The organism is Catenuloplanes indicus (genome assembly GCF_030813715.1).
GTDB classification, from domain to species: domain Bacteria; phylum Actinomycetota; class Actinomycetes; order Mycobacteriales; family Micromonosporaceae; genus Catenuloplanes; species Catenuloplanes indicus.
The window spans coordinates 2,579,884-2,598,015 of record NZ_JAUSUZ010000001.1 but is presented as its reverse complement, the minus strand read 5'-3'; the positions used below and the strand labels follow the sequence as shown (position 1 = coordinate 2,598,015).

At 70.4% G+C, this 18,132-nt stretch carries 16 protein-coding genes; 13 read left to right on the top strand and 3 right to left on the bottom strand.

Translation table 11 applies throughout. The annotated features are described in order from the left end of the window. Positions 1-72: 72 nt before the first annotated feature. On the top strand, positions 73-561 hold the full coding sequence (locus tag J2S42_RS11690; protein ID WP_307238458.1) for an NAD(P)-binding protein: 489 nt from the start codon (positions 73-75) through the stop codon (positions 559-561). Positions 562-919: 358 nt separating this feature from the next. Here the strand turns inward: J2S42_RS11690 and J2S42_RS11685 are convergent, their stop codons facing one another. After that, positions 920-1,573, bottom strand: coding sequence for an MBL fold metallo-hydrolase (locus J2S42_RS11685; protein WP_307248708.1), 654 nt, complete (start codon positions 1,571-1,573; stop codon positions 920-922). A gap of 83 nt (positions 1,574-1,656) precedes the next feature. Between J2S42_RS11685 and J2S42_RS11680 the strand changes: the two genes are divergently transcribed. The 12 genes from J2S42_RS11680 (at position 1,657) to J2S42_RS11625 (ending at position 16,826) form a co-directional block, all read left to right on the top strand. Beyond that, positions 1,657-3,465, top strand: a complete 1,809-nt coding sequence (locus tag J2S42_RS11680) for a glycosyltransferase family protein (RefSeq protein ID WP_307238456.1) — start codon at positions 1,657-1,659, stop codon at positions 3,463-3,465. 203 nt (positions 3,466-3,668) lie between these two features. Further along, positions 3,669-6,644, top strand: a complete 2,976-nt coding sequence (uvrA, locus tag J2S42_RS11675) for an excinuclease ABC subunit UvrA (RefSeq protein WP_307238453.1) — start codon at positions 3,669-3,671, stop codon at positions 6,642-6,644. A 198-nt stretch (positions 6,645-6,842) separates the two neighbouring features. Next, positions 6,843-7,349 carry a Rieske (2Fe-2S) protein gene (locus J2S42_RS11670; RefSeq protein ID WP_307238451.1) on the top strand — a complete coding sequence of 169 codons (507 nt, stop codon included), beginning with the start codon at positions 6,843-6,845 and terminating at the stop codon, positions 7,347-7,349. 80 nt (positions 7,350-7,429) lie between these two features. Then, the gene (gene uvrC / locus J2S42_RS11665) at positions 7,430-9,628 is read left to right on the top strand and encodes an excinuclease ABC subunit UvrC (protein ID WP_307238449.1); all 2,199 of its coding nucleotides are present in this window, start codon (positions 7,430-7,432) and stop codon (positions 9,626-9,628) included. A 145-nt stretch (positions 9,629-9,773) separates the two neighbouring features. Continuing rightward, on the top strand, positions 9,774-10,631 hold the full coding sequence (rapZ, locus tag J2S42_RS11660; protein WP_307248705.1) for an RNase adapter RapZ: 858 nt from the start codon (positions 9,774-9,776) through the stop codon (positions 10,629-10,631). Further along, a complete protein-coding gene (locus J2S42_RS11655) occupies positions 10,628-11,596 on the top strand; it encodes a gluconeogenesis factor YvcK family protein (protein ID WP_307238447.1) in 969 nt (322 codons plus the stop codon). The genes rapZ and J2S42_RS11655 overlap by 4 nt, the downstream gene beginning before the upstream one ends. Positions 11,597-11,658: 62 nt before the next feature. Next, positions 11,659-12,639: a DNA-binding protein WhiA gene (gene whiA / locus J2S42_RS11650; protein ID WP_306827023.1), complete on the top strand. Its 981-nt coding sequence runs from the start codon at positions 11,659-11,661 to the stop codon at positions 12,637-12,639. Between the two features lie 345 nt (positions 12,640-12,984). Then, positions 12,985-13,992 (top strand): type I glyceraldehyde-3-phosphate dehydrogenase, encoded by a 1,008-nt coding sequence (gene gap, locus J2S42_RS11645; protein WP_307238445.1) that lies wholly within the window; start codon positions 12,985-12,987, stop codon positions 13,990-13,992. Between the two features lie 12 nt (positions 13,993-14,004). Beyond that, a complete protein-coding gene (locus tag J2S42_RS11640; protein WP_307238443.1) occupies positions 14,005-15,201 on the top strand; it encodes a phosphoglycerate kinase in 1,197 nt (398 codons plus the stop codon). After that, complete coding sequence (tpiA, locus tag J2S42_RS11635) at positions 15,201-15,992, top strand: triose-phosphate isomerase (protein ID WP_307238441.1); 792 nt, start codon at positions 15,201-15,203, stop codon at positions 15,990-15,992. Before J2S42_RS11640 ends, tpiA begins: the two co-directional genes overlap by 1 nt. A 119-nt stretch (positions 15,993-16,111) precedes the next feature. Continuing rightward, on the top strand, positions 16,112-16,369 hold the full coding sequence (gene secG, locus J2S42_RS11630) for a preprotein translocase subunit SecG (protein WP_306839178.1): 258 nt from the start codon (positions 16,112-16,114) through the stop codon (positions 16,367-16,369). 112 nt (positions 16,370-16,481) lie between these two features. Beyond that, positions 16,482-16,826, top strand: coding sequence for an RNA polymerase-binding protein RbpA (locus tag J2S42_RS11625; protein WP_307238439.1), 345 nt, complete (start codon positions 16,482-16,484; stop codon positions 16,824-16,826). Positions 16,827-16,914: 88 nt separating this feature from the next. Here J2S42_RS11625 and J2S42_RS11620 read toward each other — a convergent pair whose 3' ends face one another. Together J2S42_RS11620 and J2S42_RS11615 are read right to left on the bottom strand one after the other, a co-directional pair. Continuing rightward, positions 16,915-17,340, bottom strand: coding sequence for a nuclear transport factor 2 family protein (locus tag J2S42_RS11620; RefSeq protein WP_307238437.1), 426 nt, complete (start codon positions 17,338-17,340; stop codon positions 16,915-16,917). Positions 17,341-17,479: 139 nt separating this feature from the next. Further along, positions 17,480-17,824 carry a hypothetical protein gene (locus J2S42_RS11615; protein WP_307238435.1) on the bottom strand — a complete coding sequence of 115 codons (345 nt, stop codon included), beginning with the start codon at positions 17,822-17,824 and terminating at the stop codon, positions 17,480-17,482. Between the last annotated feature and the right edge of the window lie 308 nt (positions 17,825-18,132).

The window sequence follows — 18,132 nt, the reverse complement described above, 5'->3', positions numbered from 1 at the left end:
CCGTGGTGATCGACATGCGTCGAGGTCCGGGTGGGTTCAGAATGCGTGCAGCCGATCCGGTGAGGAGCTGCCGTGGCCGTGGAACTGACCCGCCGGAACGTGCTGGCGCTGGGTGCCGCCGCGATGCTGCCGTCCCTGCCCGGCGCGCGGGGAAGGGGCGCCCCGCGGCGGGAACACCACCGGGTGGTCATCGTCGGGTCCGGGTACGGCGGCGCGATCGCGGCGTACCGGCTGGCCGAGGCCGGCGTGCGGAGCGTGGTGCTGGAGCGGGGGCGGCGCTGGCCGGTGCTGCCGGGCGGTGACACGTTCCCGCCGTTCCTCGCGCCCGACCGCCGCTCGTCCTGGTTCACGCCCACGCCGGTCTACCCCGGCATGCCGCCGGTGGTCTACCGCCCGTACGCCGGTCTCTTCGAACGTGTCCGCGGCGACGGCATGGATGTGATCACCGGCGCCGGTGTGGGCGGGTTGCCGCTGGTCGACGGCGTCATGCTGCAGCCGGACGGCGACGTCTTCAGCCGCCGCCGCCGCCGCCGACGCCGCCGCACGAACCGCGATCCGTGACACCCTGCAAACCCTGGTCGCGGGTACGCCAGCCCCCGGCTCGCGCCGCCTGCAACCCCACCCTCACCGTCGCCGCCCTGGTCGAACGCTGCCTCGACCGACTAATCCCCGCCGACGCCGGCACGGTCTTCTGAGGTCGGTGGCGACTAATGACTGCCGGCGGTCCCTTCCGCCGGGCCCGGTGAACGGCCAGGCGCGTCCGAGCCGTCCGGCGAAAGGTATCCGAGACGGTCCGTCTCGGTCCGCCTGCTGAGCAGCTTCGCGGCTTCGGCGAGTCCCGCTTAATCGACGTCGATGAGAACCTTGGCCATGCCGATCTCCATATGTCCGGAGCGTAATCCCAATATGTACAGGCTTCCTACCAGCCGCGTTCGTGCCAGTCCGGGAGGGCGGGGCGTTCGGTGCCGAGCGTGGAGTCGTCGCCGTGGCCGGGGTAGAACCAGGTGGAGTCGGGGAGTCGGGCGAAGAGCTTGGTCTCGACGTCGGTGATCAGGGACTCGAAGGCGGTCCGGTCGCCGCGGGTGTTGCCGACCCCGCCGGGGAAGAGCGAGTCGCCGGTCCAGAGGTGCGGCGTGCCGGCGGGGTCCCGGTAGAGCAGCGCGATCGAGCCGGGTGTGTGGCCGACGAGGTGGATGACCTCCAGCGTGACCTCGCCGACCGTGATCGTGTCGCCGTCCTCCACCGTTCGGGTGACGACCGGCAGCTCCGGCGCGTCGTCGCGGTGTGCCACGGACGCGGCGCCGGTGGCGGCGACCACCTCGGCCAGGGCACCCCAGTGGTCGCCGTGCGCGTGCGTGGTGACGACGGTGGAGAGTTCGGAGCCGGCCAGGGACAGCAGCGCGGACGCGTCGTTCGCGGCGTCGATCAGCAGCTGGGCGCCGGTGGCGGTGCAGCGCAGCAGGTAGGCGTTGTTGTCGGAGGCGCCGCCGACGGACTGCTTCGTGATGGTCAGCGCGGGCAGCTCGCGCACGGCCGGGCCGGAGCCCGGAGAGACATGACCGGTGTACGACACGAGCGCCCCCATACATCGATGATCGATTCAGGTCCCAGCGTAGCGACCGGGACGCCAGGCGCGGGTTCTGGCATGATGCGCGGGTGCGAGTCCTGGACAGCGCGCCCGAGGAGGCGACGCCGAAGCCCGACGGCCGGCCCGGATCCCACCGCCGCTGGGACGTGATAGCCGGCGTGGTCTATACGGCGCTGGCGGTGCTGGTCACCTCGCGCCTCTGGGCGGGCCCGAACGGCCGGGTGCTGGCGGCGAACGAGGACGACCACGGGTTCTTCCTGTTCGTGCTCGCACACGCGGAGCGGGCGGTCTTCCACGGGGAGGCGCTGTTCTTCACGGACCGGCTGAACTTCCCGGACGGCATCAACATGATGGCGAACACGTCGATCCTGGCGCTGGGCGTCCCGGTCTCGCCCATCACGCACTGGTTCGGCCCGGGTGTCTCGATGGCGCTGTTGATCACGGTCGGGCTGGCCGGTACGGCCGCGGCCTGGTACTGGGTGCTCGGCCGGCACTTCGTCGGTCACCGGAGCGCCGCGTTCGTCGCCGGGCTGTGGGGCGGCTTCGCGCCGACGATGATCTCGCACGCGAACGGGCACATCAACTTCACCGTGCTGATCCTGGTGCCGTTCCTGTTCTGGCGGGTTGCCAAGATCCGCGAACCGGGGAGGCCGGTGCGCAACGGCGTCCTCCTCGGCCTGCTGATCACCGCTCAGGTCTTCGTCAACGAGGAGATCCTGCTCTTCGTGGCGCTGGCCTGCGCGATCTTCACGGTGTCGTGGCTGCTGATGCACCGCGACCGGATCAAGACGGTCTGGAAGCCCGGGTTGATCAGCCTCGCGGTCGCGGCCGGCACCTCCGGCGTGCTGCTCGCGTACCCGCTGTTCCAGCAGTTCCTCGGCCGCCAGCACTACCGCGGCCTGCCGTTCACGCCGGACGTCTACGTCACCGACCTCGCGTCGTACGTGTTCTACGCCCGCCAGTCGATCGCCGGCCACACCGGGCTGGCCGAGTCGCTGAGCGTCAGCGCGACCGAGGACAACAGCTTCTTCGGGCTGCCGCTGGTCGTGGTGCTGGTGGTCTGCGCGGTGCTGACCTGGCGGTCGAAGGCGATGCGCGCGGTCGTGATCACCGGGCTGGTCTTCGTGGTCATCGCGTCCGGGCCGACGCTGGTGGTCGGCGGCAAGGACACCGAGGTGCCGATGCCGCTGTTCTTCGTCAGCCACCTGCCGCTGATCAACCTGATCACCACCACGCGCTTCACCATGGTCGTGGTGTGGGCGTGCGCGTTCCTGCTGGCCTTCGCCACCGATCGGGTGATCGAAAACGCACACCAGGAGCAAGCACCGGCCACGGTACGCCGGCGCGCGGTCCTCTGGTGGGTGACGGTCGCGGTCGCGCTGCTCCCGGTCGCGCCGAAGCCGCTGATCACCGTCCCGGCCACGCCGATGCCCGAGTTGATCACGTCCGGCGAGTGGCGCGAGTTCGTGCCGGACGGCCGTTCGCTGGTCCCGGTCCCGCTGCCCGAGGTGACGGTGGGCCGCGAGGGTATGCGGATGGCCGCGTTCGCCGCGCTGGACGCGCCGGTGCCGCGCGGCTACTTCATGGGCCCGACGAACGGTGAGATCGACACCACCGGCACCTGGAACGCGCCGGCCCGCCGCACGTCGGACATCCTGTTCGAGATCGTCCGGTCCGGCACGGCGCCGGTGATCACCGCGGCCGATCGGGCCGCCGCGCGGGAGGACCTGAAATACTGGAAGGCCGGTGCGCTCGTGCTGGGGGAGCGGCACGCGCAGGCGGAGATCCTGAGGACCACGGTGACCGACCTGCTCGGCCGGGAGCCTGTGCTGGTCGGGGGCGCGTGGGTGTGGGCGGTGTCGGACCTCCCGGTCTGAACGCCGCGAACGGAAAATGTCGTACCCCCCGATTAGAGTCGCCTGCGGCGCTCTTCTGCGGTCTGACCTGCTGTTAGTACCCCGATCGGGGAAGCGGGAGTTCAACCGGGGTAAGAGGCGTTGGAACATCCCGGGCCGTCGAGCGGCCCAATGTGACACAGACCACAGGTATGGCATTTTTTGAGCTGGGAAGTGGGCGGGCAGTGACCGACCGACTGATCATTCGTGGCGCGCGTGAGCACAACCTCCGCGACGTCTCCCTTGATCTGCCACGCGACGCGATGATCGTCTTCACCGGCCTCTCCGGGTCGGGCAAGTCCAGCCTCGCGTTCGACACGATCTTCGCCGAGGGCCAGCGGCGGTACGTGGAGTCCCTCTCCTCGTACGCGCGGCAGTTCCTCGGCCAGATGGACAAGCCGGACGTCGACTTCATCGAGGGCCTCTCGCCCGCGGTGTCGATCGACCAGAAGTCGACGTCGCGCAACCCGCGCTCGACCGTCGGCACGATCACCGAGGTGTACGACTACCTGCGCCTGCTCTTCGCCCGCGCCGGTGTGCCGCACTGTCCGGTCTGCGGCGAGCTGATCTCCAAGCAGTCCCCGCAGCAGATCGTCGACCGGATCCTCGCGATGCCCGAGGGCACCCGGTTCATGGTGCTCTCCCCGGTGATCCGCGGCCGCAAGGGCGAGTACGTCGACCTTTTCGCCGAGCTGCAGACCAAGGGTTACGCGCGCGCCCGGGTCGACGGCGTGGTCCACCCGCTGACCGACCCGCCGAAGCTGAAGAAGCAGGAGAAGCACACGATCGAGGTAGTCATCGACCGTCTCAGCGTGAAGGCGAGCGGCAAGCAGCGGCTCACCGACTCGGTCGAGGCCGCGCTCGGCCTCTCCGGCGGCCTGGTCATCTTCGAGTTCGTCGACCAGCCGGAGGACGACCCGGACCGCGAGCGCCTCTTCTCCGAGCACCTGGCCTGCCCGAACGAGCACCCCCTGGCGATCGAGGACCTGGAGCCCCGGGTCTTCTCGTTCAACGCGCCGTACGGTGCCTGCCCGGAGTGCACCGGCCTCGGCACCAAGAAGGAGATCGACCCCGAGCTGGTCATCCCGGACACCGAGCGCACGCTGCGTGACGGCGCGGTGCAGCCGTGGGCCGGCGGCCAGACCCAGGAGTATTTCCTGCGTCTGCTGGAGGCGCTGGGCGAGCAGGAGCACTTCACGCTGGACACGCCGTGGCGCAAGCTGTCGTCCCGCGCGCAGAAGACGATCCTGTTCGGCTCCGAGGACCAGGTGCACGTCAAGTACCGGAACCGGTACGGCCGGGACCGGTCGTACTACACCGGTTTCGAGGGCGTCATGCAGTGGATCGAGCGGCGCCACGCGGACACCGAGTCGGACTGGTCCCGGGAGAAGTACGAGGGCTACATGCGGGACGTGCCGTGCGGCACGTGCAAGGGTGCCCGCCTCAAGCCCGAGGTGCTGGCCGTCACGCTGAACGACAAGTCGATCGCGGAGGTCTGCAACCTCTCGATCGGCGAGTGCGCGGACTTCCTCGGCGAGATGGAGCTCAACGACCGGCAGAAGATGATCGCCGAGCGGGTCCTCAAGGAGATCAACGCCCGGCTGCGGTTCCTGGTCGACGTGGGCCTGGACTACCTGTCGCTGGACCGGCCGGCCGGCACGCTGTCCGGCGGCGAGGCGCAGCGCATCCGGCTGGCCACCCAGATCGGCTCCGGTCTGGTCGGCGTGCTCTACGTGCTGGACGAGCCGTCCATCGGCCTGCACCAGCGGGACAACCACCGGCTGATCGAGACGCTGGTCCGGCTGAAGAACCTGGGCAACACGCTGATCGTGGTCGAGCACGACGAGGACACGATCCGCCAGGCCGACTGGGTGGTCGACATCGGCCCGGGCGCCGGTGAGCACGGCGGCCGGGTGGTGCACTCCGGGCCGTACGCCGGGCTGCTGAAGAACAAGGAGTCCGCGACCGGGGCATATCTCTCCGGCCGCAAGTCGATCCCGGCGCCGATGGTGCGCCGGCCGCGTACCCCCGATCGGGAACTGGTCGTCCAGGGTGCCCGGGAGAACAATCTGCGCGGCGTGACCGTGCCGTTCCCGCTCGGGCAGTTGATCTCGGTCACCGGCGTGTCCGGCTCCGGCAAGTCCAGCCTGGTCAACGACATTCTCTACAAGGTGCTGGCCAACCAGATCAACGGCGCGAAGATGGTGCCCGGCCGGCACTCCCGGGTGACCGGGCTCGACCAGATCGACAAGGTGGTCGGCGTCGACCAGTCGCCGATCGGCCGCACCCCGCGGTCGAACCCGGCGACGTACACCGGGGTCTTCGACAACATCCGCAAGCTGTTCGCGGAGACCACCGAGGCGAAGGTGCGCGGCTACGGCCCGGGCCGGTTCTCGTTCAACGTCAAGGGTGGCCGCTGCGAGAACTGCGCGGGCGACGGCACCATCAAGATCGAGATGAACTTCCTGCCGGACGTCTACGTCCCGTGCGAGGTGTGCAAGGGCGCGCGGTACAACCGCGAGACGCTCGAGGTGCACTACAAGGGCAAGACGATCTCCGAGGTGCTGGAGATGCCGATCGAGGAGGCCGCGACCTTCTTCGAGCCGATCACCTCCATCCACCGGCACATGAAGACGCTGGTCGAGGTGGGGCTCGGCTACGTCCGGCTGGGCCAGCCCGCGCCGACGCTCTCCGGTGGCGAGGCGCAGCGCGTCAAGCTCGCCTCCGAGCTGCAGAAACGCTCCAACGGCCGCAGCGTGTACGTGCTGGACGAGCCGACCACCGGCCTGCACTTCGAGGACATCCGCAAGCTGCTGCTGGTCCTCCAGGGCCTGGTCGACAAGGGCAACACGGTGATCGTGATCGAGCACAACCTCGACGTGATCAAGTCGTCCGACTGGCTGATCGACATGGGCCCGGAGGGCGGTCACCGTGGCGGCACCGTGCTCGCCATGGGCACGCCGGAGGAGCTGGCCGAGGTGCCGGAGAGCCACACCGGCCGGTTCCTGCGCCCGATGCTGGGCCTCGAGGGCGAGCCGGCCGGCGCGAAGGACGCGGTTGCGCGGGCCGCGAAGGCGAACGGAGAAAAGGTCAACTCGGTGAAACCGGCCGCGGCCACGAAGGCTCGTTCCAGTCGAGCCAAGGTCACGGCCAGCCGATAGCGGTCAACCCTCTGTCAGCGAACTGTGCCCGGGTTCATCTGTTACGCACAGGTGTGTTCTCTACCGTGAGTAACGGACGTGGGGAGGTCCGGCCGGTTCTCGTCGAACCGGCCGGGCCCGCCACCCGTGTCTATGGACGTGGACGCGCACGGCGGCACAGCGGCCGGCGCACCGCGGGCTAACAGGAGGGGTTACAGCATGAAGAACGAGCAGGTGCTCGAGGCCGGGACCGCGTCGCGCCGGATGCTGCTGGTCGGCGCCGGTTCCGTGGGTGCGGTCGCCGCGCTCGCGGCGTGCGGCACCGAGACCGACTCGCCGAGCACGAGCTCGGGGGCGGGGACCGGCCCGACCACGGGTGCCCCCTCGACGACCGGCGCGGAGAGCAGCGCGCCGTCGGCCGGCGGTGGCGACGCCGCGGCGAACGCGATCGCCAAGACCGCGGACGTCCCGGTCGGCAGCGGCGTGATCCTCGCGGAGCAGCAGGTCGTCGTCACGCAGCCGGCCGCGGGCACGTTCAAGTGCTTCAGCAACATCTGTACGCACCAGGGCTGCCCGGTGAGCAGCGTGGACGGTGGCTCGATCGTCTGCAAGTGCCACAACAGCCTGTTCTCCATCGAGGACGGCTCGCCGACCTCGGGCCCGGCGCGTCAGCCGCTGGAGGAGAAGCAGATCACCGTCGACGGCGAGTCGATCACGCTCGCCTGAGTCCCGCCTCCCGGTGGCCGGGCGCCCGCACGCCCGGCCACCGGAGGAGGGTTGTCACACCCCCGGATTAGGCTGGGTGAGTGCCCGATCCGTCGACCTATCGCCCCGCGCCCGGGACCATCCCCGAGTCCCCCGGCGTCTACCGGTTCCGTGACCCGACCGGCCGGGTGATCTACGTCGGCAAGGCGAAGAGCCTGCGCAGCCGGCTGAATTCGTATTTCGCCGACACGTTCACGCTGCACCCGCGCACCCAGCAGATGGTCACCACGGCCGGCTCGGTCGACTGGGTGACCGTCGGCAGCGAGGTCGAGGCGCTCCAGCTGGAGTTCACCTGGATCAAGCAGTTCGACCCACGCTTCAACGTGAAGTACCGGGACGACAAGTCATACCCTTTCCTCGCCGTCACGCTGGACGAGGACTATCCGCGCCTCCAGGTGATGCGCGGCGCCAAGCGCAAGGGCGTGCGCTACTTCGGGCCGTACTCGCACGCGTGGGCCATCCGCGAGACGCTCGACCTGCTGCTTCGCGTCTTCCCGGCACGCACCTGCTCGGCCGGCGTGTTCAAGCGCGCGGCCCAGGTCGGCCGCCCGTGCCTGCTGGGCTACATCGGCAAGTGCTCCGCGCCGTGCACCGGCCAGGTCAGCATGGAGCAGCATCGCGACATCGTGCTCGACTTCTGCGACTTCATGGCCGGCAAGACCGACACCATGGTCAAGAAGCTGGAGCGGGAGATGATGGCCGCGTCCGACGAGCTCAACTTCGAGCTCGCCGCGCGCCTGCGGGACGACATAGCGGCGCTGCGCCGCGCGCTGGAGAAGCAGGCCGTGGTGCTCGGCGACGGCACCGACGCGGACGTGGTGGCGTTCGCCGACGACCCGCTCGAAGCCGCGGTCCAGGTCTTCCACGTGCGCGACGGGCGGATCCGGGGCCAGCGCGGCTGGGTGGTGGAGAAGAACGAGGAGCTGTCCCTCGGCGACCTCGTGCACCACTTCTGCACCCAGGTCTACGGCACCGAGCACGGCGAGACCGACGTGCCGCGCGAGCTGCTGGTCCCGGCGCTGCCGGACGACGCGGACGCGCTCGCCGACTGGCTCTCCGACCACCGCGGCAGCCGCGTGCAGATCCGCATCCCGCAGCGCGGCGACAAGAAGGCGCTGATGGAGACGGTCGCGCGCAACGCGGCCGAGTCGCTGACCCGGCACAAGCTGAAGCGCTCCGGCGACCTGACCACGCGCAGCAAGGCGCTGGAGGAGATCGCGGACGCGCTCGGCATGGACACCGCGCCGCTGCGCATCGAGTGCTTCGACGTCTCCCAGATCCAGGGCACCGACGTGGTCGCCAGCATGGTCGTCTTCGAGGACGGGCTGCCCCGCAAGGGGGAGTACCGGCGGTTCATCGTGCGCGGCGACCGGCACGGCGGCGGCATGGACGACCTGTCCGCGATGTCCGAGGTGATGCGCCGCCGCTTCGCCCGGCTCAAGTCGGAGAACGCGCAGGCCAAGGACCAGGCCGACACGGTACGGTCCGGCGGCTGGCTTGAGGCGGGCGACGAGGTGGCGGGCGGCGAGCCGGTCGCGAACGAGGAGGTCGGCGCGGACGGCGCGCTCACCTCGGGCGGTGAGCCGGACTCGGGCCGCGGCGCGGCGCTGAGCGAGGAGCTGACCGCGCGCGGCGAACCGGTCCCGGCTGAGCTGCCCGGCATCGACCCGACCACCGGCCGGCCACGGCGCTTCGCGTACCCGCCGAACCTGATCGTGGTGGACGGCGGTGCCCCGCAGGTCGCGGCCGTGGCCGCGGTGATGGCCGAGATGGGCGTCACCGACGTCGCGCTGTGCGGCCTGGCCAAGCGGCTGGAGGAGGTGTGGCTGCCGGACGACGAGTTCCCGGTCATCCTGCCGCGCAACTCCGAGGCGCTCTACCTGCTGCAGCGCGTCCGCGACGAGGCGCACCGGTTCGCCATCACATTCCACCGGCAGCGTCGTTCCAAGCGGATGACGGTCTCCGCGCTGGACGACGTGCCCGGCCTCGGCGAGGTGCGCCGCAAGGCGTTGCTGCGCCGGTTCGGCTCGGTGAAGAAGCTGGCCGCGGCCACACCCGCGGAGATCGCCGAGGTCCCCGGCATCGGGCCGCGCACGGCCGAGGCCATCCTGACCGCCCTGACGGGTGAAAAGCCGGCCGGCTCCGCCGCCCCGGAGACGGCCGATATGCCGGGGAACAGCGCATCCACCGGGGATGTTGAGTCCGACGCAGGCGCACGGCCCGCCACACCCGAACTCTAGGATTGGCGGCCGACAGACTTTCGACCTTGAGGGGGCCGTCGTGACCGAGCGGCGCGACGACGAGCGACCGGAGGAGACAGTGACCGACCGGTTCGACCGGCACGGCGAGCAGCGACCGGAGGGCGACTCGTCGTCCCGCGAGGAGATCAGCCTCGTCGTGGTCACCGGTGTCTCCGGCGGCGGCCGCAGCACCGTGGCCCGGGCACTGGAGAACGTCGGCTTCTACGTCGTGGACAACCTGCCACAGGCCCTCATGGTCGAGATGGCCGAGCTGGCGTTCGCGGCCGGTGGCGGTGCGACCCGGCAGACCGCGATGGTGCTGGACGTGCGCAGTCGCGCGTTCTCCACCGACCTGGCCGGTGCGATCCAGGCGCTGCGCGACAAGGGCTTCCACCCGCGCGTGGTGTTCGTGGACGCGGACGACGAGGTGCTGATCCGCCGCTTCGAGAGCGTCCGCCGCTCGCACCCGCTGCAGGGCGAGGGCCGGCTGGAGGAGGGCATCGCGGCCGAGCGGAAGCTGCTCGAGGAGGCCCGCGACCAGGCCGACGTCATCATCGACACCAGCCACCTGAACGTCAACCAGCTGCGCCGCCGGGTCGAGGAGCTGTTCGGCGGCGAGGACGCGCGCCGGCTGCGGGTGACCGTGCTGTCGTTCGGCTTCAAGTACGGGCTGCCGCCGGACGCGGACTTCGTGCTCGACGCCCGGTTCCTGCCCAACCCGTACTGGGTGCCGGAGCTGCGCGAGTTCACCGGCCGCGACGAGTCGGTCAGCTCGTACGTGCTGGGTCAGGACGGCGCGCTCGACTTCGTCGGGTCGTACGCGTCGCTGATCGCCGCGACCGCGTCCGGCTTCGAGCGCGAGGGCAAGCGCTACCTGACCGTGGCGATCGGCTGCACCGGCGGCAAACACCGCAGCGTCGCGATCACCGAGGAGCTCGCCAGCCGCCTCCGCGAGGCCCGCCTCTCCGCCACCGCCCACCACCGCGACCTGGGACGGGAATGAGCTTGAAGGTCGTCGCATTCGGCGGGGGACACGGTCTGGGGGCGTCGCTGCGCGCGCTGCGGGGGATCCGCCCCCAGCTGGACCTCGAGCTGACCGCGGTGGTCACCGTGGGTGACAACGGCGGGTCGAGCGGCCGGCTGCGCGCGGAGCGGGGCATCCTCCCGCCCGGCGACCTGCGCCAGGCGCTCGCCGCGCTGTCCGCGGAGGACGAGACGTCGGCCCGTACCGCCGCGCTGCTCCAGCACCGGTTCACCGCGGCCGGCTTCGGCGCCGAGGACCCGCTCACCGGCCACGCGGTCGGCAACCTGCTGCTCTGCGGCCTGATGGAGCTGCTCGGCGACCCGATAGCCGCGCTCGACCACGCGGCCGGCCTGGTCCGCGCGCAGGGCCGGGTGCTGCCGATGTCGAAGCAGGGCGTGCAGCTGGAGGCGGACGTGCGCGGCGCCGACCCGGACCGGCCCGAGGAGATCAGCACCGTGCACGGCCAGCACGAGGTTGCGGTGACCCGCGGCACCGTGCAGCAGGTCCGGCTGCTGCCCAAGGATCCGCCCGCCTGCCCGGAGGCGCTCGCCGCCGTGGCCGAGGCGGACTGGCTGATCTTCGGGCCCGGCAGCTGGTACACCAGTGTCATCCCGCACCTGCTGGTGCCGGAGCTGGCCGCCGCGATCCTGGCCAGCCCGGCCCGGCGGCTGGTGCTGCTCAACCTTGCGGCGGAGAAGGAGACGTTCGGGCTCTCCGTCGCCGATCACCTGGCCGCGCTCGCCTGGTACCTGCCGGGCCTGACCGCGGACGTGGTTCTCGCGGATCCCGCGGCGGTCGGTGACCCCGAACCGGTCGCGGGTGCGGCAGAATCGCTGGGTGCCCGGCTGGTGCTGGCACCCGTCGCGGTGCCGGACGGCAGCCCGCGGCATGATCCGGTCACACTCGGCACCGCGCTGGTGCCGGTGCTGGAAGTCGATCGTTAAGCCATGGGCGAGGCGAGCCGAGACATTCAACTCAAGGATTGCGTGCACGAGGTGACGACGATATGGCGATGACTGCGGCCGTCAAGGACGAGCTGAGCCGCGTGGAAGTGGCGAAGCCGTGCTGCCGGCGGGCCGAGATGACCGCGCTCCTGCGCTTCTCGGGCGGGTTGCACATCGTGTCCGGCCGGGTGGTCGTGGAGGCCGAGCTCGACACCGGCGTCGCGGCCCGCCGCCTCCGGCGGGAGATCGCCGAGGTGTACGGCTACTCCAGCGAGACGCACGTGCTCGCCTCCGGTGGCCTGCGCAAGGGCAGCCACTTCATAGTCCGGGTGGTCAAGGACGGCGAGGCGCTGGCCCGGCAGACCGGCCTGCTCGACGTGCGCGGCTGGCCGGTGCGCGGGCTGCCGCACCACGTGATCTCCGGCAACGCGTGCTGCGCGGTCGCGGCCTGGCGCGGCGCGTTCATGGCGCACGGCTCGCTGACCGAGCCCGGCCGCTCCTGCGCGCTGGAGATCACCTGCCCCGGCCCGGAGTCGGCGCTGGCGCTGGTCGGCGCGGCCCGGCGGATCGGGATAACGGCCAAGCAGCGCGAGGTGCGCGGCGTGGACCGGGTGGTGGTCAAGGACGGCGACGCGATCGCCGCGCTGCTCACCCGGATCGGCGCGCACTCCAGCGTGCTGTCCTGGGAGGAGCGCCGGGTCCGCCGCGAGGTCCGGGCCACCGCGAACCGGCTGGCGAACTTCGACGACGCGAACCTGCGCCGGTCCGCGCGGGCCGCGGTCGCGGCCGCCGCCCGGGTCACCCGTGCACTGGAGATCCTCTCCGAGGACGCGCCGAACCACCTGACCTCCGCCGGTCACCTGCGGTTGCAGCACCGGCAGGCGTCGCTGGAGGAGCTCGGAGCGCTCGCCGATCCGCCGCTGACCAAGGACGCGATCGCCGGCCGCATCCGCCGCCTGCTCGCGCTCGCCGACAAGCGGGCACGCGATCTGGGAATACCGGACACGGAAGCCGCGGTCACTCCGGAGATGCTCGCCTGTTAGCTCGGAGAACACAGAGGGTACGGCCGCCGGCCGTACCCTCTGATGGTTTTCGTGATCTTTGAAATCCGCCGGAGGGGGCCGAAGTGCCCTGGTGAGCCGCGGTGCAACCGGACAGGATGGGATCCTTAGCCCCGCCGCAACGGCGCTGCAACAACTCAGATAGTGTTCGCAGCGTACGGCGACGGGGCCGGCAACCGGTTCACCCCTCGTCGTGGTTCGGGTCTCTTGCGCAACCGCGGCGGGGCTAATCCGGTACGACCAATTGGCGGCCGGCTGCGGAAAACGGTCGGCATGTGAGTCCGCCGAGTAAACCCACGGCGGGCCAGATCGCGAGGAGACGGACCTGTGACCATCCGGGTTGGTATCAACGGCTTCGGCCGGATCGGCCGTAACTTCTTCCGGGCGGTGCTCGCGTCCGGTGCCGACGTGCAGATCGTCGGGGTCAACGACCTGACCGACAACAAGACGCTTGCCCACCTGCTGAAGTACGACAGCATCCTGGGCCGCATCGGCCAGGAGGTCAAGGCGACCGACACCGAGATCACCGTCGGTGGCAACACGTTCCGCGCGTCCGCCGAGCGCGACCCGAGCAAGCTCGCGTGGGACGCCGTCGGCGCCGACATCGTGATCGAGTCGACCGGCTTCTTCACCGACGCCACCAAGGCCAAGGCGCACGTCGAGGCCGGCGCCAAGAAGGTCATCATCTCCGCTCCGGCGAAGAACGAGGACGTCACGGTCGTCATGGGCGTGAACCACGACAAGTACGACCCGGCGTCGCACACCGTGATCTCGAACGCGTCCTGCACCACGAACTGCCTCGCCCCGATGGCCAAGGCGATCAACGACGCGATCGGCATCGAGCACGGTCTGATGACCACGATCCACGCGTACACCCAGGACCAGAACCTGCAGGACGGTCCGCACAGCGACCTCCGCCGTGCCCGCGCCGCCGCGCTGAACATGGTCCCGACCTCGACCGGTGCCGCCAAGGCGATCGGCCTGGTCCTGCCGGAGCTGAAGGGCAAGCTGGACGGCTTCGCGATCCGCGTGCCGATCCCGACCGGCTCCGCCACCGACCTGTCGTTCGTCGCGTCCCGCGAGACCTCGGTCGAGGAGATCAACGCCGCGGTCAAGGCCGCCGCCGAGGGTGCGCTCAAGGGCTACCTCACCTACTCCGAGGACCCGATCGTGTCGGCCGACATCGTCACCGACCCGTCGTCCTGCATCTTCGACGCGCCGCTGACCAAGGTCATCGGTGGCACGCAGGTCAAGGTCGTCGGCTGGTACGACAACGAGTGGGGCTACTCCAACCGCCTCGTCGACCTGGTCAAGTACGTCGGCGCCTCCCTGTAAGGGACTCAATCTGTGAAGACTCTCGACGACCTGCTCGGCGAGGGTGTCTCGGGTCGGCGCGTGCTCGTGCGCGCCGACCTGAACGTCCCGTTCGAGAAGGGCTCCGACCCGCGCGTCATCACCGACGACGGCCGCATCCGCGCGGTGCTGCCGACGATCGTGGCGCTCCGTGACGCGGGTGCCCGCGTCATCGTCATGTCTCACCTCGGCCGCCCGAAGGGTGCGCCGGACCCGGCGTTCACGCTCGCGCCGGTCGCCGACCGGCTCCGTGAGCTGCTCGGATCCGCCGTGGTCTACGCGGAGGACACGGTCGGCCCCGGCGCCGAGACCGCGGTCGCCGCGCTGGAGGACGGTCACGTCCTGCTGCTCGAGAACCTGCGCTTCAACGCGGGCGAGACCAGCAAGGACGCGGCGGAGCGGGAGGCCTTCGCGGCCAAGCTCGCCGCGTTCGCGGATGTCTACGTGGGCGACGGCTTCGGTGCGGTGCACCGCAAGCACGCCAGCGTCTACGACGTGCCGGCCCTGCTCCCGCATTACGCCGGTGGCCTGGTCGGCCGCGAGGTCGAGGTGCTGAAGAAGGTCTCCGCGCCGGAGAAGCCGTACGTCGTGGTGCTCGGCGGTTCGAAGGTCAGCGACAAGCTGGCCGTGATCGAGGCGCTGCTGCCCAAGGTGGACAAGCTGCTCATCGGCGGCGGCATGTGCTTCACGTTCCTCAAGGCCCAGGGCCACGAGGTCGGGAAGTCGCTGCTCCAGGAAGAGATGATCTCCACGTGCGCCGATCTCCTGGCGCGCGGCGGCGACCGGATCGTCCTGCCGGTCGACGTGGTGGCGGCGACCGAGTTCTCGGCTGACGCCCCGCACGACGTCGTTCCCGCGGACGGGATTCCCGCCGACCGCCTGGGCCTCGACATCGGCCCGGAGTCGGTGAAGCTCTTCGCGGACGCGGTGAGCAGTGCCAAGACCGTGTTCTGGAACGGCCCGATGGGCGTCTTCGAGCTGGCGCCGTTCGCGGCCGGCACCCGGGGCGTCGCGGAGGCCATCACCAAGGTCGACGGCTTCACCGTGGTCGGCGGCGGCGACTCGGCCGCGGCCGTGCGTACGCTCGGCCTGGACGAGTCCGCGTTCGGCCACATCTCCACCGGTGGCGGTGCCTCGCTGGAGTACCTCGAGGGCAAGACCCTCCCCGGTATCGAGGCTTTGGAGAAGTGATGGCGACCTCGTCGCGCCGGCCGCTGATGGCCGGCAACTGGAAGATGAACCTCAACCACTTCGAGGCGAACCTTCTCGTCCAGAAGCTGGCCGCGGGTCTCACCGAGAAGCAGCTGACCGACGTGGAGACCGTGGTCCTCCCGCCGTTCACCGACATCCGCACGGTGCAGACCGCGGTCGACGGTGACAAGCTGCTGATCGGCTACGGCGCGCAGGACATCTCGGCGCACAAGTCGGGTGCCTACACCGGCGAGATCTCGGGCGCGATGCTCGCGAAGCTCGGCTGCTCCTACGTGGTGGTCGGGCACTCCGAGCGCCGCGAGTACCACAACGAGTCGGACGCGCTGGTCAACGCGAAGGCCAAGGCCGCGCTGGCGAACGAGCTCACGCCGATCCTGTGCATCGGCGAGGGCCTGGACGTCCGCGAGGCCGGTGGGCACATCGCCCACTGCGCCGACCAGCTCGAGGCCGGTCTCGACGGGTTCACCGCCGCCGAGGTCGAGAAGATCGTGATCGCGTACGAGCCGGTCTGGGCGATCGGCACCGGCAAGACCGCGACGCCGGAGGACGCGCAGGAGGTGTGCGGCGACATCCGCGCCCGCCTCGCCAAGAAGTACGGCCAGGAGACCGCGGACAAGGTTCGCGTGCTCTACGGCGGCTCGGTCAAGGGCAACAACGTCGCCCAGATCATGGCCCAGCCGGACGTGGACGGCGCGCTGGTTGGCGGTGCGAGCATCGACGCCGAGCAGTTCGTGCAGATCGTGCGTTTCCCGGAGCACGTCGCTCGCTGACGCGTTCCGCACGAAGGGGGCTCTTTACCGGGCCCCCTTCCGCGTGCCCCGCGTGACTGTGACTTCGACCGCCCGCTATCCTTGGCGACGGCCCTGCCCAAGAGAGGAACGACCCGATCATGCCGATGTGGTTCGCCTACACGTTGATCGTGTTGCTGATCATCACGAGTGCCATCCTGACCATGCTCATCCTGCTTCACCGGGGCAAGGGCGGCGGCATGTCGAGCATGTTCGGCGGCGGCGTCACCTCCAGCCTGGCCGGATCGTCCGTGGCGGAGAAGAATCTCGACCGCTACACCGTTCTGGTCGGAATCGTGTGGTTCGCCTGCATCGTCGGGCTCGGCTTCTGGCTGAAACTCGCCGTCGACGGTGCCTGAGCGGCACCCGTAGTCGTACACTCTGCGCTTGGTCCCCGTCCTCGGGGCCGGGCGCAGAGTTTTTGTTTGCTTCCCCCGCTTCCACCGAACCCCCAACGGACAGGAGCGAATCGTGCCGAACGGCAGCGCTATCCGGGGCACCCGCGTGGGCTCCAGCCCCATGCGCCCTACCGAGAGAAGCGAACCGGCCCCGCGCGTCCCCGTCACCTACTGGTGCGGCAACGGCCACACGACCGAGCTGCGGCTCGCGGCCGACGCCCCGGCGCCGGAGGCCTGGGACTGCCCCCGCTGCGGTCAGCCCGCCGGCCGCGACCGCGACAACCCGCCCGGCCCGGCCCGGCCGGAGCCGTACAAGACGCATCTCGCCTACGTGAAGGAGCGCCGCTCCCCTGAGGACGGCGAGGCGATCCTGGCGGAGGCGCTGGCGGCGGTGCGGGCGCGACGCGGCGAGCGTTAGAGACCTTCGGGGGCGGCAGCCGGGTCTGGCGTCGGTTTCGTCGTAGCTGCGGGGGTGCTCACCACGTGCGGTGAGCACCCCCGCATCGCTATGCACCCAGATGCTGCTTCAGCATGTCGCCCCAGCCGGACTGGATCATGCTCTTGAAGCGCCACTCGCCGTTCTGCTTGGCCATGACGTCGACGTAGCGGGTGCGTGTGGTCTCGCCGTCGATGGTCATCGTGGAGTCCGTGGTGACGACGGCCAGGTCGGCGTCGAGGAACGTCGGGCTGCGGTGGTTGTCGAACTCGACCGTGGCGGAGTCCGCACCGGCCATGCTCATCGCCGCGATGAACGTCGGCCGGTCCCAGACCTGGCCGACGCACTCACCGGCCGAATCGTCGGTCATCACCATCAGCGGGAAGAGCGCCATGTCGGCCATGGCCTCGGTGTCGTTGTCGCGCGTGTGCGCGTCGTACCGGGCGAACCAGGCGAGCAGACCGTCGACGTCGTCGTTCGTGGGTGTGTACGTCATACCGTACATTGTACGGGCGGTGGGAAGCCTGAGTGATCAGCCGTTTCGCGGGAGGGGGCGGGTCGGCTGCGGCTCCGGACCGGCCGGTGGGATCCGGCTGACCACTCAGGTTCCGGGGTGCTGAGACAGGTCTGTGGGGTCAGTCGACGAAGGGGTGGACGAACCAGCCGGTGTCGGCCTCGGCCCGGGCCGGCGTGCCGGGAATCGGGTCATCGCCGGTGACCGCCGCGGTGCCGGTCCGCGTCCTCGCCGGGGCCGTGGCGCCGGTCGCGATGGTGGCGGCTCCCCGGTCCGCGTCCTCGACCCGGGTGGCCGGGGCGCCGGTGGCCGCGCTCTCGGTGATCGCGCTACCGGGAGACGTGCGCTGGCGCGGGGGCCGGGGCAGCTGGTGGCGGCGGGTGCCGCTGGTCGTGCCCCGGTAGGCGCCGAAGCCGCCGCGCAGGCGGGCCGGTGCGAGAACGGTGGACTGGCTGCTGACGTACATCGCGCTTCTCCCTCGGGCTCCCGGCCGGTGGCTCCGGCCGCGGCTGCATGATCAGCATGTCTCGTCGGGCGGGCCGTGGATCAGGGCCGGAGGGTCTCGATCGAGGGCCCTTTGGCCCCCGAGCACCGGCCGGATCCCGCACCGTTCCCGCCGTGCCAACGCGAGTCGCGCCGGTGCCGCCGCGGTCGCGCCGATATTTGCCGTATCCGGCACGGAATGCGATTCGCCGGAAACGGAACTCCCACTGGAGTGCGACGTGGACGGTCGACGTTCACCCGGAACGCATTGGCCGATCGGCGCGGTCTCCA